This window comes from Kitasatospora sp. NPDC098652 (assembly GCF_044760155.1).
Lineage (GTDB): Bacteria > Actinomycetota > Actinomycetes > Streptomycetales > Streptomycetaceae > Kitasatospora.
On sequence record NZ_JBIWAQ010000049.1, the window covers coordinates 1 to 15,051 of the forward strand.

Annotated in this window: 20 protein-coding genes; 10 read left to right on the top strand and 10 right to left on the bottom strand. The window is 70.5% G+C overall.

The window, feature by feature from the left end:
- Window positions 1-475: 475 nt before the first annotated feature.
- The 10 genes from ACIQWA_RS40545 to ACIQWA_RS40590 all read right to left on the bottom strand — a co-directional run bounded on the left by ACIQWA_RS40545 (window position 476) and on the right by ACIQWA_RS40590 (window position 7,327).
- Complete coding sequence (locus tag ACIQWA_RS40545; protein ID WP_402492117.1) at window positions 476-3,319, bottom strand: hypothetical protein; 2,844 nt, start codon at window positions 3,317-3,319, stop codon at window positions 476-478.
- Between the two features lie 158 nt (window positions 3,320-3,477).
- Window positions 3,478-3,921, bottom strand: coding sequence for a hypothetical protein (locus ACIQWA_RS40550; protein WP_402492119.1), 444 nt, complete (start codon window positions 3,919-3,921; stop codon window positions 3,478-3,480).
- Between the two features lie 59 nt (window positions 3,922-3,980).
- Window positions 3,981-4,193 (bottom strand): pRL2-8, encoded by a 213-nt coding sequence (locus ACIQWA_RS40555; protein ID WP_402492121.1) that lies wholly within the window; start codon window positions 4,191-4,193, stop codon window positions 3,981-3,983.
- Window positions 4,194-4,219: 26 nt separating this feature from the next.
- The gene (locus ACIQWA_RS40560; protein ID WP_402492124.1) at window positions 4,220-4,468 is read right to left on the bottom strand and encodes a hypothetical protein; all 249 of its coding nucleotides are present in this window, start codon (window positions 4,466-4,468) and stop codon (window positions 4,220-4,222) included.
- Between the two features lie 57 nt (window positions 4,469-4,525).
- Window positions 4,526-4,711 carry a hypothetical protein gene (locus ACIQWA_RS40565; protein WP_402492127.1) on the bottom strand — a complete coding sequence of 62 codons (186 nt, stop codon included), beginning with the start codon at window positions 4,709-4,711 and terminating at the stop codon, window positions 4,526-4,528.
- A gap of 79 nt (window positions 4,712-4,790) precedes the next feature.
- On the bottom strand, window positions 4,791-5,027 hold the full coding sequence (locus ACIQWA_RS40570; RefSeq protein WP_402492130.1) for a hypothetical protein: 237 nt from the start codon (window positions 5,025-5,027) through the stop codon (window positions 4,791-4,793).
- Window positions 5,028-5,029: 2 nt separating this feature from the next.
- A complete protein-coding gene (locus tag ACIQWA_RS40575) occupies window positions 5,030-6,049 on the bottom strand; it encodes a protein spdB (RefSeq protein WP_402492132.1) in 1,020 nt (339 codons plus the stop codon).
- Between the two features lie 5 nt (window positions 6,050-6,054).
- Complete coding sequence (locus tag ACIQWA_RS40580) at window positions 6,055-6,558, bottom strand: RNA polymerase sigma factor (RefSeq protein ID WP_402492135.1); 504 nt, start codon at window positions 6,556-6,558, stop codon at window positions 6,055-6,057.
- Entirely contained in the window at window positions 6,555-7,169 is a 615-nt protein-coding gene (locus ACIQWA_RS40585) for a hypothetical protein (RefSeq protein ID WP_402492138.1), read from the bottom strand. Before ACIQWA_RS40585 ends, ACIQWA_RS40580 begins: the two co-directional genes overlap by 4 nt.
- On the bottom strand, window positions 7,166-7,327 hold the full coding sequence (locus ACIQWA_RS40590) for a hypothetical protein (protein ID WP_402492140.1): 162 nt from the start codon (window positions 7,325-7,327) through the stop codon (window positions 7,166-7,168). The genes ACIQWA_RS40585 and ACIQWA_RS40590 overlap by 4 nt, the downstream gene beginning before the upstream one ends.
- Before the next feature lie 162 nt (window positions 7,328-7,489).
- On the opposite strand from ACIQWA_RS40590, the gene ACIQWA_RS40595 reads away from it, so the two are divergent.
- The 10 genes from ACIQWA_RS40595 to ACIQWA_RS40640 all read left to right on the top strand — a co-directional run.
- On the top strand, window positions 7,490-7,759 hold the full coding sequence (locus ACIQWA_RS40595; protein WP_402492142.1) for a hypothetical protein: 270 nt from the start codon (window positions 7,490-7,492) through the stop codon (window positions 7,757-7,759).
- On the top strand, window positions 7,756-7,995 hold the full coding sequence (locus ACIQWA_RS40600) for a pRL2-19 (RefSeq protein WP_402492145.1): 240 nt from the start codon (window positions 7,756-7,758) through the stop codon (window positions 7,993-7,995). The genes ACIQWA_RS40595 and ACIQWA_RS40600 overlap by 4 nt, the downstream gene beginning before the upstream one ends.
- 273 nt (window positions 7,996-8,268) lie before the next feature.
- Window positions 8,269-11,775 (top strand): DUF927 domain-containing protein, encoded by a 3,507-nt coding sequence (locus ACIQWA_RS40605; protein ID WP_402492147.1) that lies wholly within the window; start codon window positions 8,269-8,271, stop codon window positions 11,773-11,775.
- Window positions 11,772-11,984: a hypothetical protein gene (locus ACIQWA_RS40610; protein WP_402492150.1), complete on the top strand. Its 213-nt coding sequence runs from the start codon at window positions 11,772-11,774 to the stop codon at window positions 11,982-11,984. Before ACIQWA_RS40605 ends, ACIQWA_RS40610 begins: the two co-directional genes overlap by 4 nt.
- A gap of 1 nt (window position 11,985) precedes the next feature.
- Complete coding sequence (locus tag ACIQWA_RS40615) at window positions 11,986-12,522, top strand: hypothetical protein (RefSeq protein ID WP_402492153.1); 537 nt, start codon at window positions 11,986-11,988, stop codon at window positions 12,520-12,522.
- A gap of 124 nt (window positions 12,523-12,646) precedes the next feature.
- Entirely contained in the window at window positions 12,647-12,790 is a 144-nt protein-coding gene (locus tag ACIQWA_RS40620) for a hypothetical protein (protein ID WP_402492156.1), read from the top strand.
- A 119-nt stretch (window positions 12,791-12,909) separates the two neighbouring features.
- The gene (locus ACIQWA_RS40625; RefSeq protein WP_402492158.1) at window positions 12,910-13,695 is read left to right on the top strand and encodes a ParA family protein; all 786 of its coding nucleotides are present in this window, start codon (window positions 12,910-12,912) and stop codon (window positions 13,693-13,695) included.
- Entirely contained in the window at window positions 13,692-14,123 is a 432-nt protein-coding gene (locus ACIQWA_RS40630; RefSeq protein ID WP_402492162.1) for a hypothetical protein, read from the top strand. Before ACIQWA_RS40625 ends, ACIQWA_RS40630 begins: the two co-directional genes overlap by 4 nt.
- Window positions 14,124-14,126: 3 nt before the next feature.
- Entirely contained in the window at window positions 14,127-14,525 is a 399-nt protein-coding gene (locus ACIQWA_RS40635) for a hypothetical protein (RefSeq protein WP_402492165.1), read from the top strand.
- Between the two features lie 290 nt (window positions 14,526-14,815).
- A partial coding sequence (locus tag ACIQWA_RS40640; protein ID WP_402492169.1) for a hypothetical protein occupies window positions 14,816-15,051 on the top strand: 236 nt, incomplete at its 3' end.

The window sequence follows — 15,051 nt, forward strand, 5'->3', positions numbered from 1 at the left end:
CGGAGCCCTGGCCCCTGGGGCGCGGAGCGCCCCATTCTTTATCCGGCGAATCCGCTTCGCGAATTCGAACCAATATCGACCCCATTTCTTCGCGCTTCGCGCTCAGAATTTCAGAGCCTTTTCAAGGCTCGCCAAGGCGGAAATCGACGCCCAATTAAACCCGAATTCGAACCCTCCCAGAGTGAATATTGTGACGAAATTCAGGCGACTTTTCAGGCTATTTTCAATCGCCCCGGAAGGCGATTCGTCGCCCCATTTGGACCGCTTTTCAACCGTTGATGCACCGTGTAATCCCAGGGGTTGCCCCCGGTCCCCGTTGACGATGTGACGTGAATTTTGGGTAGCTCCACAAGGGCCCGGATGAGGGTGTGTATCACTTCTCGGCTGTCAGGAAACCCTGCCGGAGCCTCCATGCGGGTCCGGAAGGGCACGAAAAAGCCCCCTCGCAATGAGGGGGCTTTTCGCCTGAATTTGCCTAGGATTCGACCTTCGGGGCGGCCGGAGGGAATTCTCCAAGCCCCTCGTAATAGGCGTAGATTTCAGAGTAGGTGTATTTCGTCTTTCCCTTTTCGTCGGTTTGACCGGCGGGGAAGTCCTTTCGGCGGCGCTTGTTGGCGGTCATGGTGTTGGCGGCCTTGATGATGCCCTGGGCCTCAAGTCGGCGGGAGATCTCGGCGAGGCTCAACAGTTCCTCTGCGGGCTCGGCCGGCGCCTGGTCGGCCACCTGGTCGGCGCCCTGGCCCTGGCGCGTCAGCAGGCCTTCCAGGGCGTCACGCAGGGCGTCACCGCCTCCGTCACTGGAGGTGTCATAGAGGCCGTCACCCTTGCTGAGTGTCACGCGCTGAGCAGGCACGATGCCGCCAGAACGGCCCGATTCGGGGCTCTGGGCGGTTCCGGCCGCGGGCGGTGACAGGCGCCCCTGGAGCAGCTTGGGGATGCCTCGGGGGGAGTTGGCAGGCGGTGCGCTGTAGAGGCCGTCGGGCTCGTAGCCGTGGCGCTCGCGCAGGTCCAGGTAGAGCTGGTGGTAGATGGTCTCGGAGGTTTCTTCGATGGTTTTCCCGGGCGGGGGCGTGAGGGCGTCGAGGGTGAAGGGAACCTGGTAGCGGACCGCTTTTCCTTCGGCGACGATGGCCATCCGTCCGGCCTTGTTCTTGCTCGGCGGCATGGGCACGGATCCGAAAATGCGCTTCCACTGGTTTTCTTCGTAGTTGCCCAGCGCCTTGAGTCGGAACAGGGGCGTGAGGCTGGCGCCGCCGAATTCGTTGTCCTTGAAGTCCTGGAATACGGCGATGATGTGCACATTGGCGTCACGGCCGAGGCGGAGGATCTTTCCCACGGCTTCACGCCAGATCGGATCGGCCGACGAGTCCCGGTCCTCACCCTTTTTGACGCGGACGTTTTCCCATGCCTGCTTCAGGAGGACAACGAGTTCGTTGGACTCCTCCAGGATGAGGTAAATGGGGTCGAATGAGGCGCGGAGCCCCTGCTCCTTCTCGTAAAAGCGGGCAACCGTGACTTCGGCCAGCCACTCGATGACGCGGCGCATGTCGACCGCGTTTTGCGGGTCGCTGTAGAGGTGCACGCCGGGAATTCCCCGAAGCGGCTTGAGGCTGACCATCTTCGGGTCTACGCCGATGATGGTTCCGCGCTTCATGACCATTTGCACGGCGAGCCATTGCAGTTTGGCGGACTTACCGCCACCGGTACCGACCGACAGCGCGAGGTGAGGGGTTTCTCCGGAGAGCTTGCGGATCAGCGCGTCGTGGTGGTCGTCCAGGCCCAGGAGGAATTCCTCCGGGCTGAGCTTGGCGAGTGCGGCGAGGACGCGCGGGTCGTTGATGTCGACCGCGTCCGGCGGTTCCGGGGCCGGGGGCGCCGGCGGGCGGTGGGTCCACTCGACCCAGTGGTCGCCGTCCCGCTGGCCGCCCTTCAGCTGCCACTTGGCCACCCAGTCCCCGGGCACCTTCAGGTTCAGCAGGGCGGTGAGTTCCTGGCGGTCCACGTCGCCCCCGACGAAGGAGAGCGGGAGTTCCAGCCTCACGACGGACTGGCGGTCGGAGACGTCGGCCGGGATGGTCAGCCAGTCCTCCATCAGCTCGTCGTCGTCCAGGCCGAGACGGGCGTGCAGGATCGGCCACAGCGCAGGCCCGTAGGTCGCCTCGTCGCCGACCAGCTCGCGGGCGGCCCGCCGGGCGGTCCACACGGCCTTGTGGCCCCCGCCCATCAGGCGCCACTGGCTCACCCAGTCGCCGGGCAGGCGCAGGTTCACGATCTCGTCCAGGTCGGCCCGCTCCCTCGGGGTGCCGCGGAAGTCCTCCGGCAGCATCAGGACCACCTGGGCGCCCTCGTCGTCCAGGCGGGGCGGGACGGCCAGCCAGTCCTCTTTCTGGGCGTCCAGGGGCAGGCGCAGGGCGGCCTTGAGCATCGACCACAGCCACCGGCCGTAGAGCTGGTCGTCCGAGGGCTTGGGGCCGTGCCACTTGCCCAGGCCGTCCGGGCCGGTGAACGCCGCGACGCCGGTCCCGATCCCGGCGACGGCCAGGCCGGTGAGCACGCGGTCCGGAGCGACCACGTACAGCGCCCACCCGCCCGGCACGGCCGCGCGCGCCGTCAGCACGCTCACGTACGCCCACCGGCTGTAGGAGGCCACGCCACGCCACAGGGCGACGGGCAGCATCAGCACGCCGCGCAGCCCCCGGCCCGCCCAGCGCCCGGCCAGCGCCACGTGCCAGGCCACGATCGCGCCGATGTCGGAGGCCTGCACCAGGAGGCGGGGTACCGGCAGGGCGCCCACCCAGTCCGTGAAGCCGACCAGCCGGTCGGACAGGACCTCGCGGAAGTCGGGGCCGGCCACCGCGCCGGGCATGGCGATGGCGCCCATCTCGGCCGGCGGGGCGGACAGCGGCTCGGGCTCGGGCAGCGCGTTGTTCCAGAACGACGCGCCGGCCTCCTTCTTGCGCGCGGCGGTCTTCGCGCCGATCGGGCGCCCGACCAGGAACCGGCCCAGGGCGGCGAACACCGCCTTGAACGCCTTGCCGATCGCCTCGTCCGTCTCCTTCTGCTTCGGGGTGCGCTTGGGCAGCTTCGGCGCCTGGCTGATCAGCCAGCCGATCAGGCCCAGCGCGCACAGCACGCCCAGACCGTTGAGGTGGAAGGGCTTGCCGATCGCGTCCAGCACGCCCCAGATCGCGGCTGCGGTGCCGTCGTCGGCGGGCCCCGGGGTGCCCGTGGCGGGCCCGGACGGGTGACCCGTGGGCGACACCTGAGCGAGGCTGGATACGGCGCTGTGGACGCCTCTCCCGGCTGCCAGGATGGCCATGTGGTGCTCTCCTCTCTTGCCTGGGGAGCCTGCTGCCGGGCGGGGCGTCATCCCCGCCCGGCGTCCCCTCGCTGATCAGAGATCAGCAGGTGATCTGTCAGTGTGCGCGCCACCTCGGACAGATGGCCCACGGATTTCGGTTCCGACCGGTCGCCCGGTCAGCGCTGGTGCCACTCGCACGGGTCGTGCGGGTCGCACGGGCCGCAGCCCGGCGGGACGTTGCGCCACGTCCAGTACTCGCTACGGACGTAGGCCCGGGTGCCGCCGGGAGCGTCCCACTCGATCGAGTCCGGCCCGATCGGACCGGCGACCTCTTCCGGGTGGAGCCGGTCGAACTGCTGGAGAGCGAAGGCCGCCGACTCGGCGAGCTGCCCGTCCGCCTCGGTCCGGCTCCGCCACCACCGCCGGTCGTGGACGGCCGCCAGGCGCAGGATCACCTCCCGACGCTCGGCCGTGGTCACCGGCCCGTAGTACTCCGGCCTGTGCGGGCCATCCAGCTCCTTGACCAGCCGGGCGACCTCCTCCGCCTCCTGGTCGAGATCGGGGGCGCCGTCGTACGCGTCGTTGGCGCACGGGGCGTTGAAGGCGGGGTAGTGGGTCATCGGCTTCTCCTTCGTGCGGGAGGGGCGGGCCCGGCGGGCCCGCCCCTGGCGGGCTCCGGTCAGGTGACGATCAGGTGGGCGGGGTGTCGGCCGCCCATGTGGGCCACGCAGGCCGGGCAGTCCTCGCCCGGGGCCAAGTGGGCGTGCACCCGGCGGCTGTCGTGCGCGTGCTCCCAGCACTGCCGGCACTCGCCCCGGGGCGGGTTCGCCGCCTTCACGGGGTTGTTGCCGCCGATGGTCAGTGCCTCTCCGAGGCTGGCGAGCCAGCTCATGTCGTGCTCCTCTCGGTCGGGGCGGGTCAGGCCTGGGTGACCTGGACGATGGCGGCGTCGATCTGGCGCAGTTCGTCCTGCGTGAGACCGGCGGCCGTGATGGCGGCGTTGGCCTCCTTGGCGATCCGCTCCACGTCGCGGTCCAGGTGGGCGGGGTCGATGCCCAGCTGTTCGGCGATCGCGTCGAACCGGGTCTTGGCCTCCGCGGCTTCCAGGGCCAGGCGCAGGCGGTGGTAAGCGCGGATCGCGTCACGGGCGGTGCTGTCGTTGCTCATCGGGGTTCCTCTCTCGGTGGCGGGGCGGGCCCGGGTAGGCCCGCCCCTGGTGGTCGGTCAGACGTAGCGGATGACGGTGACGGTCTTCGTGGTGAGCATCCGGCGGACGCCCTTGTCGGTCACCACGTCGGTGAGCCCGGGGGCCACGTTGGTGACGATGTGGCCGACCACCGCGCCGGAGTCCCGCAGGACGTCGCCGGGCTGGAGGTACAGGACACAGGTCGTGGTCACGGTCTTGCGCATGATGGCGTCTCCTTGGCGGTCGTGAGGGCGGTTCGGGGGTTGAGGGGGCGGGCCCGTGCGGCCCGCCCCTGGCGGTCGGTCAGAACCAGTACGACTTGCCGTCGCGCTCGGCCTTGGCCTTCGCCTTCGCGTCGCGGGCGTCCTGCTTGGCCTTCTCGCGGGCGGCGTCCTCGGCCTCCTCGCGGGCCACCGCCTCCGCCTGGATCGCGTCGATGCGGGCGCCGATCTTCCCCCGGTCGCCCCCGGCGGCGGCACGGGCCACCAGCAGGGCGAGCTTGGCCTTCTCTGCGGTCGTGTAGTAGCGCGGCTCGGCCATGGTCAGTTCCTCCCGGCGGCGAACCCGAAGCGGGCGCCGGCCTTGGTGTCGGTGGGGGTGTTCCTCGTGCTGCGGATCTCCCGGGCGACCGTGTCCGGCCGCACCGCCTTCGTCGTCCTGGCGCTCACCCAGGCCGTCACCGCTTTTGGGTCGTCGCCGACCTCCGCCACCGCCAGGCGGACCAGGGAGGCCACGCTCGCGGGCTTGGGCGCCGGAGCGTGCTCGGTGTCCGGGCGGAGAGCGCCGGTGGGCTGCACGGCGCTGGCCTGGGCCTTCACAGGCTCCGGGCGGATGTCCGCCGCGTCTCCGCCGGGGAGAGCGGCGGTGGGACGCAGGGCGGAGAGCGGCGTCCACACCGGCAGCTCCCACGCCGGGGACGCGGGGGCGACGATCCGCTGAAGGGCGGAGGACTCGTCGTCCTCACCGGAGACCTCTTCCAGCTCCGCCCAGGCCTCCGCCAGGGCCCGAGCGGTCTTCGCCTGGGCCCCCGCGAGCGCGGCGCCGGTGCGGGACAGGGCATCCATGCGGATCCGCTCGCCGTGGGTCTGGGCGCTCAGCACCGCCCGCGAGATGGCCGCGGTGTCGCGGGAGTCCTGGAGCACCCGGCGGATCTCCGCCCGCGCCTTCGGCGAGATCTCCGTCGACTCCCAGATCGAGTGCAGCCACCACAGCGTCTTGGCCGCGAGCGGGAGCCAGGCGACCGCGAGCCACCCTGCGGTGTGAGGGCTGGTCAGCGCGTGGACGACCAGCATCCCGGTCGTCAGCGCGCCGAACACCCACCCCAGCGCGGTCACCGTGCCGTTGTGGTCGCCCTGCCCGGCCAAGCGGCGCTCGTAGGCGAGCGCGGCCAGCCACGCGCCGTCATAGCCCAGGCCGATCACCAGCGCCAGGGCCAGCGGCATCACGCCCTGGAGCCACAGCGCCACCACCGCGACGGTCAGCACCGCCGAGACCGCGGTCACCGCGATGGCCGGGGCCGCCAGGGCAACCCGCGTGGTCGTGCGTCGGAACTGTCGGTTCATGGTGATCACCCAGCCATCTGGAGTCGGAGTCGGCGGGCGGCGGCGTGCTTGCGCTTCCAGACCGCCGTTTCGGAGCGCCCGATCCGATGGGCGATCCGCAGGTCGCTCAGGCCCTGGGCCTTGAGCTTGATGACGACGGCCTGGGCGGCCGTCAGCAGCGTGAGCGCCAGGCCCTCGCTCTCGTCGGCCGGAGCCGACGCGGGCAGGGCGCGGGCGGTGACCGCGTCGGTGAAGTCCGCCGGCCTTTCGTCGGCGCGGCGCGGCCGGTAGTGGTCGACGGCGGCGCGGACGACGATCGCCCGCAGCCAGCCGTAGGCGCGCTGGTCGTCGGCGCGGAGCTGGTGGAGCGAGGCGGCGGCCCGCAGCCAGGCCTCCGAGACGACGTCCTCGGCCGTGGCGTGGTCGCGGGTGCGCGTCTCGGCGAACGCCACCAGGTGGGAGTGGTGGAGGCGGAACAGCGTCTCCAGGCGGGCGGAGGCCTCGCCGGTCAGGGGCAGCGTCGCGTTCACAGCTCGCCCCCGTCCCGGCCGTCCTCGCCGGCCTTCGTCGGCCGGGGCGCCAGCGCGTCCCAGGCCGCGAAGAAGGACAGGTACCCGGCCGCCAGAGTCAGCAGCAGGCCGGCCAGCCCGCCCGGGGTGAGCGCGGCGACCACCGCACCGGCCAGCAGGGCGGCGCCGAGGGCGCCCGCCGCAGTCTTCATCTCCTGCGTGGTCATCGGGCACCGTCCTCGGCCTCGACCGCCAGCAGCAGCGCGTCGTTCCACGCGTCGCAGTCCGCGAGCATCGCCGGGTAGGGTGCAGCCGCAGGTGCCCGACCAGTGCGCGGCCACCGCCGCGTCCTGGACCTCGCACAGCCGCTCGTTCCGGGCCCTCCGCAGCCAGGCGGACAGCGCCTCGAACAGGCCCAGCATCACGCCGACCGCGGCCAGCTCCGCGACGGCCAGCTGCGACCACCACGGGCCGTCGAAGTGGGCCACGAAGCCGCCGGCCGCACCCGCGGCGGCGATCCCGGCCGCGAAGGCGATCAGGACGACCAGGCGCTCGTCGGTGAAGAAGGCCTTCGGGCCCGAGGGCTTGGGGCCGGGGGTCTTCGGCTTCGGGGTTCCGCCGGCGTAGCTCATCGCGCGCCCCCGTCCTGGGGCCAGATGACGCTGATGCCGGTACCGCGCTCCAGGACCACCGGCTCGGGGGCCGGGGCGGGGACGGGCTCGGGGGCCGGGGACGGGTTCGGGGTGGGGGTGGGCACGGACGTGCCGGACCCCTGGGTACGATCCATCACGGATCGCCCTCCTGTCGTCTCAGGGGGGTGGTCAAGGCCCTGAGCAGGTGTGTCACCACCGGCTCGGGGCCGCTCCCGTTTGGGAACGGCTCCACCATGACACAGAAACCACGATGCGTACAACACTTCATCGTGGCGAGTTTCTGCGATACCCTTCGGTCCATGGTTGAACTTCCCGAAGAAGCACAGGTAGCGGCTCTGCGGCGGCTCGCGGAGCTGGGCGCAAAGCGCGCCGAACTGCTGAGCAAGGCAGAGGAACTGCTGAAAGAGATCGAGCCTGCCGCCATCGAGGCCGTCCGAACCGGCGCCGGCAGGAACCGGATCCGGGAGCTCTCCGGCGTGTCACCGGGCCTCTTCTACGGCTGGCTGGAGACCGCCGGCATCGAGGTCCGGACGAAGAAGGCCCCCGCGAAGAAGGCGACCCCGAAGTGACCAAGCTGCCCGAGCCTGCCGACATGTCGCACGCCATGCTGATCGGCCTGCTGATGCACCTGGGCGGGTCCTACGACATGCCCGCCGACGCGTTGAGCGTGGACGCGCTCGGCACCCCGGACGGCAGCTTCCACGCTGTTGAGCTGGGGATCTTGGAGGATGGCCAGGTTCGTCTGTCCGTCGTGCCTCGCCCGTCTGGGGATGCGGGCGGACTCCAGTTCCGTGGCAGGGAGTAACCTCACCCCCACGAAGAGCTTTTAGCCCCAGAAACGACCGAACCCCCCGGGGTCACAGGGTTGCCGCCCTATCCCGAGGGGTCCTCACTAGTCGGTGTCGAGTGTAGGGGACGTCTGTCCCTGTCACACCATGGCACCGGCGGGAAGGCGCGCATGCCCGCCAAATCTCAGCCAACTGCCGGTGTTGTCCCCCGGCAGGGCAATGTCACTCAGCTCCACCCCAAGTCCAAGCCCGAGAGCGACGTTCCGCCCGGGTGCCGGCCGATCCCCGCGATGCGGCCCGGCTGGTACTTCAACGACAAGACCCGCCAGATCCTGCACCGCGCGTCGAAGGACGCGGAGCCGTTCGTCGTGGGCACCGTGCCCCGTGTCACGGCGAAGATCCTGCACCTGACCGACGACGGCGAGACGATCCGGATCGAGTACCAGATCGTCGGCAAGCGCCAGCGGCGGCGCCGGATCATCACCGAGGACGAGATCGACCGCGGCACCTGGGCCGCGAAGGTCGGGCAGAGCCGCCCGTCCAGCTCCGACGCGAGGCAGGCCTACGCGACCATCATGCGCGCGGACGGCGAGGACGCCCCGGAGCTGATGGCCCGCCCGTACTACAGCGAGGACGGCGACCTTGTCCTCCCGGACGCCGACGCCCAGTCCTTCGGCTACCGGGTGACGGCTGGCGCCGAGGAGCACGCCCGCCAGGTCTGGGACGAGATCGGCGCGTACGCCGTGCTGGACCCCAAGGCCGCCCTCGTCCTGGGCGCGATGTTCCTGGGGCCGGCCTACAACGCGATCGACGTCCACGCGCACATCCTGAACCTCGTCGGGCCCGGCCAGCAGGGCAAGTCCACGATGCTCACGGTGGCGTGCGCACTGCTGGGCGACATCGCCCCGAGGCGCCAACAGATCATGGGCACCTGGAACAGCTCGAAGCAGGGCATCACCCAGGCCATGCGCCAGCGCGGCTTCCTGCCGTTCGGCCTGGACGAGCACAGCACGTCGGGCCGCAAGGTGCAGGAGGCCGGCCGGGAGTTCTCCCAGATGGTCGGCGGCGCGATCCGGCAGATGGGCAGCGCGGACGGCTCCGCCCGCGAGATCGACGGGTTCTGGTGGTCGATCCTGCTGTCGACCTCGAACCAGTGGCTGCGCTGGCAGGGCCAGACCGAAGACCTCGCCTCCCGCCTGTTCGAGATCGAGGGGCCCTTCTTCCCGCACACCTGGGTGAACTCCAAGGGCGACCCCGCCTCCCCGGACGGCTTCGCCGCCGAGCACGTCTCCAAGCGGCTCAAGCGCCTGGCCCGCAGCGCGGGCGGCTGGCCGCTGGAGTGGGCCGTGCGCGGCGGGGTGTTCACGGCCGCGAACCTTCAGGCCCTGAAGACCGCGCACCTGGAGCTGTGCGCGAAGTACTGCGCGCGTACCGGCGGCATCGCCGACACCATCGCCGAGATCCACATGGCGTGGGTGGTCGGGGCGCTGCTGCTGGAGAAGGTGCTGGGCGTGTCCGGCCTGGGTGCTGCGGCGGAGCAGGCCGCGGCCGAGCTGCTGGGGCCCGCGGTCGTCCAGGCCGCCGAGGCGAACCTGCCCGAGGGCGAGCGGCTGTGGCTGGCGCTGGACGCTCTGCGGTTCGAGGGCAGCACCTTCCCGACCATGGACAAATTCCGGGCTGCGGCCGAGGAGGGGTTGCAGCCGCCTAAGGGCTTCCGGCAGCCCGAGGCGGGCCTGTGGTGGGTGCGACTGGAGGCCGTGAAGCAGGCGTCCAAGACTGCCGAGATCGACAACCTGTCCGCCGCGCTGCGGCACCTGGACGCCCTCGGGGTGCACATCCGGGGCAGCGGCAAGGACGCGCAGCGGCTCCTGCCCAAGGAGGTCCGGTACACCGGTCTGGGGGAGCGAATGCACTGCTTCGACACCGCGAAGGCGTCCGAGCTGTTCGCCCGCGACGAGGAGACCGAGGGCGGCCCCGCCGAGGGCGGAGCGAGTCAGTTCCCGAGCGGAGCGACCCCCGGGAGCGACCCGGGAGCGACCCTAGTCGCTCCCGGGAGCGACCCTCTGACCTGCGGCGGAGCGACCGGAGCGACCGGAGCGACCTTTTTGGAGCTGGAATTTACGTGTGACGCGCGAGAGACCCCGGAACGGCCCTCCGCAGAGGGCTCCGGCACGAGGTCTGATGACGTCGTGGCGTCGCGGCGTCATGACGTCACGTACCCGGAGCCCGTGGAGCGGGTGACCGACCCGGGGTGGTCGCGGCTGACGGACTGGGCGACCGCGCTCGGGGTGCTGGGGGACGGCCTGCTGCACCTGCCGAACTGCGAGCCGGTCGCGGTGCCGATGCCGTCCTCGGTCGGCGAGGTTCCGGGCCTGATGGCCGCGTACGGGCTGCGGACTCTGTACCTGCACGCCAGCGCACTCGAAGCCCTCGGGCTGCCCGCCGATCGCAAGGCCAGGGCCGCGCTCGCCGGGGCCCAGGCCGAGGAAGCCGACGCAAGCGGGCAGCCGATGCGCCGGCGGGGCCAGGTCGGGCCGCAGGAGCCCGTTGCGCACGACTGGGCGGTACCGGGGCCAGGCTCATCGGTCGTGGAGCAGCAGCCCGCTGGGCTGGTGGCGTGGACGGTGCTGGTGCTGGCCGATGGTCAGCGGGTGAACCTGGCGATTCCGGCGTACGACAGCCGGATCCGCAACGGGTTCGAGCTGGGTGGTCTGGGCGGGGCGCCGGACGCGGCGACCATGCTGGACACGCTGATGGTCTACACGCTGTCGACCGTGTACGGGCCCGGGGACAAGCCGATGGCGGTGCCGTTCTTCAAGAGCCCGAACCGCACGGCGGTGGCGGTGGCGAAGGCGGGGCGGATCGCCGATGAGGACGTGCTGTGTGAGGCGATCCGGCGGCGCGAGGTCCCGCCGGCCGAGCGCAACGCGGTGCCTCAGCTGGTGAAGACCACCTGGCACCGTGAGCCGACCGAGGAGGAGCGGGGCCGGGCCTGGGTCCAGAAGCTCGACAAGAGCGCCGCGTGGCTGGGCGCCTACTCCAGCATCGACCTGGGCATCGGCGAGCCCGAGCACGCCGCGCACGGGCGCCCCTTCGACAAGCAGTTCCGGGGGTACTGGCGGGTCGCGGAGATCCCCGGAACCGGTGACCCGATGCTGCCCCCGCTCCAGTTCCGCGAGGCCGAGGAGGGCGGGTTCTGGCTCCGCACGCCGGGCATGGAGCTGCTGACCGAGGACGTGTACCCCGAGTGGGAGCCCGAGGTCCTGGAAGCCTGGTACTGGCCCCGCAAGAAGCGCGCGCTGAACCCGATGTACAAGAAGCTGCACGCCTCGCGCACCCGCATCCTCGCGGCCATCGAGGAAGGCCGGCCCGGTGGGAAGTGGGCCAAGCAGATCAACGGGCAGCTCTACAAGAGCTTCCGCGGCTACCTGGACCGGCGTGAGCCCCAGCTCGACTTCGAGACCGGCGACCTTTACAGCGGTGACCTGTTCTGGCGCCCCGACTGGGCGCAGGACCTCTTGGATCTGGCGCTCGCCAACACCTACCGCAACCTCATGAAGTACGCGGCCCAGGACGGCATCCGCCCGATGTCGCTGTACGTCGACGCGATCACCATCGCCAGCGACCAGGAAGACCCCGCGCTGGCCAAGCCGTCCGGGATGGAGCTGGGCCCCACGCACGGCGGCTGGAGCAGTGAGGGCACCGCGCCTATGGGCCTGCTGCTGCCGCACCTGGACGGCGGGCGGCGCAGCATCCATGACCTCGTGCGCGACCACGTGAAGGGAGAGCTGGGATGAGCCGTGTCGTCAGTCTGCTGGTGTGCCCCGTCTGCTTCACCTCCCGGCCGGTTCCGGTCCTCGGTCCGGTGGCGGGGGAGTGCGTGACCTGCGTCATCGACGGCGGGCGCACGCCGGGGCAGCAGGCGTGGCTGCGGGTCACGGGCGATGCCCGACAGGTCAGCGCGGAACTGGTGAGCCGTCAGGGCTGGGACGAGGGGGAGATCTGACATGGGGTTCTTCAAGAAGATCGGGCAGGCCATCAGCGGGGCCGCCAAGAACACCAGGAGCGCGGTCTCCGGCGCCACCCGGAAGGTTCTGCGGCGCCCGGCCAAGGAGGCCGCTCCCGCTCCGGCTCCGGCCCCCGAGGCGCCTGCGGCTCCGCCGACTCCGCCCGCTCCCCCGACTGCCCCCGCTGAGGCTCCGCCGACTCCGCCGGCCGCCCCGGGCCTGGGCGGTGAGGAGTTCGGCGAGGAGCAGGCCGAGGCGGAGGAGGCCGAAGCCGAAGAGGAGGAGGAAGAGGAGCCGCGGAGCTACCCGGACACCCTCTCCATCTCGATCTACGGGGACTGGAAGATCTCGGAGAACTGGTGGGAGGGGACCATCGAGGCGGACATCCCCGCACACATGATCAAGACCGTCGTGGACCTGCTGGACGCGGGCGAGGATCACGCGGTGGCCGCCATCGTGGGGACGTTCTGGGACCCCGACCTCGCCCAGCGGATCGACTTCGAAGCCTCCGTCATCCACTCGATCAGCGTGAGCTGACGCCTGCCACATGACGCCACGACGCCACGACGTCACGAAGTCATGGCGTCACGAGGGGCCGCACCCAACCGTGCGGCCCCTCGTTGAACAGCACAGACAACAAGCCGGAGGAGGGCACCGAGGCATGGATGAAGAGGACGAGTGGGACGAGTACCGGGACCCCGACGACGATCGGCCGCTCCCCACCTGCCACGAGTGCGGGCGGAACTGGGGCCACGCCCCCGGGTGCGACGTCGCCCGGCAGGAAGCGAGCGACTGGCCACTCTGAACCCTGCCCAAGGGGCCCGCACCGTCCAGTGCGGGCCCCTTGCCATGGCGTCGTGACGCCTCGGCGTCGTGACGCCACGACAGCCGCTAACCTGCTGGTCAACGAAGGGAGACAGACTGATGGCGCGAAGAATCGCGTTCGGGAAGAACAAGGGTGGGACGGGGTGTACGACCAACGTCGTCCGCCTCGCCGAGGCTCTCGCCAAGGCCGGCCATCGGGTCGGGGTCGCCGACATGGACCCCCAGGGCAACGCCAGCAGGCGCCTCGGCTGGGTGGACTCCCCAGACAAGCTCACCGTCGCCGAAGCCATCGAGGCCTCCGCGGACGGGGTGGCCTCTCAGGTCTGGCAGCCGATCGGCTGGGACGCCCCCTTCGCGGAGCGGATCACCCTGCTGCCCGCCCGGATCGAGTTGGAGAACCGGGCCCGCGAGGTCGCCCAGCGCGGCGCCTACCGCCGGTTCGCGAAGGCTCTCAAGGGCGCGGACAGCCACCTGGACTACCTGCTGATCGACTGCCAGCCCGCCTTCGGCCACCTAACCGAGATGGCCATGGCCGCGGCACACTTCGCGGTCGGCACGACCGAGGCGAAGTACGACGCCATCCAGGGGATGCTGCGGTGGCGGGAGTTCGTCGAGTCCGCCGGCGAAGACCTCGGCAACCCGGACGTCGCCTTCGCGGGGGTCATCGTCTCCTCCTACGACCAGCGGCTCACCGCACACTCCGGCCAGCTCGCCAACTGCCGGAAGCTGTTCGGCGAGCACGTCTGGGGCGTCGTCCCCAGCCGTACGACCCTGCTGAACGCGGACGAGTACGCCCTCCCGCTCGATCAGGTCGCCGGGAGCGGCGAGGTGCGCGCGGTGTACGAGCTGCTCGCCCAGCACCTGGTGAAGGAGATCCCGGCATGACCCAGCAGCGCGCCATGCCAGCCACCGAGCCCCTGGTCATCGCGAAGCAGCCCAAGCTCCAACCCTCCGGCGGGAGGGGGCTACGGATCGGGGGCAACGGGGAGGAATCCCAGCCCAACGGCCCCGAGGCGGGCTCTGATGACGTCGTGACGCCGGGACGTCGTGACGCCACCGGAGCGAAGAAGGCCGCCCCTGCACGGCGCGGCCGGACCACCCAGCAGCGGCCGGCACCCCGGGCCGCGGACGCCGTTGCGCTCACCGTCCGGCACGACCCGACCGAAGCGCAGGAGCTGGACTTCTTCGTGCTGGAGCTGCGGGAGGAGACAGGCCGGCGGGTCGACAAGGCCGAGATAGTGCGGGAGCTGCTGCGTGCCGCCCGGGAGGACGACCGCGTCCGGCGGGTCCTCGTCCGACGACTGAAAGGCTGACCCATGGGGCCGAACGACTACCTGTACAGCATCACCGTGCTCGGGACCGGGGCACAGGCACACGACGCCGCCACCGGCATCGACGTCTGGGCCAAGTACTTCCGGACCCACGACTGGGGCATCAGCATCACCGGGTGCTGGACAGAGACCACCTTCGAGCCGGACGGCAACGAGAGCCACGACTGGCGCATCGGACGGCTGATGCTCCCGTGGTCGCGGATCCACCGCATCGACGACAGCTACAACGAGCTGCGCGACTTCGGCGACCTCGACGCGTGGGCGAAGTCCGAAGGGCTGTCCGCCGACGAGATCCGCAAGCAGGAGAAGGCGTTCCGCTGGGCCACCGAAGGAGTCTCCGAGACCGTCTCCGAGCTGATGGCCAGCGCCAGGCCGAAGGCGTAGGAAGGCCGCGGGCCCGTCGATCGACCAGGGATCGGCGGGCCCGCGCGACCCCGGACGCGCTCACACACCCGGGGCCGGAATCAGGCTTTTTATCTATCCTCCCGCCGATCCCGTGAAATTCCAACCCCAACCATGCGACTACCTAGAGTAGTAACAGCAGGTCAAAGCGTTGCAAGTTGGGCACAGAGGGTAGCAATCCGCTCGCGGAGAGAATTCGAATTCCGGCCCGAAACTCGATCGAGGACGCCGGAAATTCGGTAGAGAGAAATTCAAAATGTCGAGGACGGAAATTGAAAATCGCCGAGGCGGTAATTCGAATTTCGCTGACGCGAATTCCAGAAATCGCGCGGCGCCGTCTCCGCGATATCCCCTACGGGGCTATCGCTGCATTTCCGGAACTCCGCTCCGCTCCATTCCGAAAATCAAAAACGGGGGAATTGCCGGGCCATTCTTGGCGGTTATCCGCATTTCGCTGGCGCTCAAAGCGGAGGCTTGAGCGCTACGCGCTCAAGGGGATCGGGCTCCG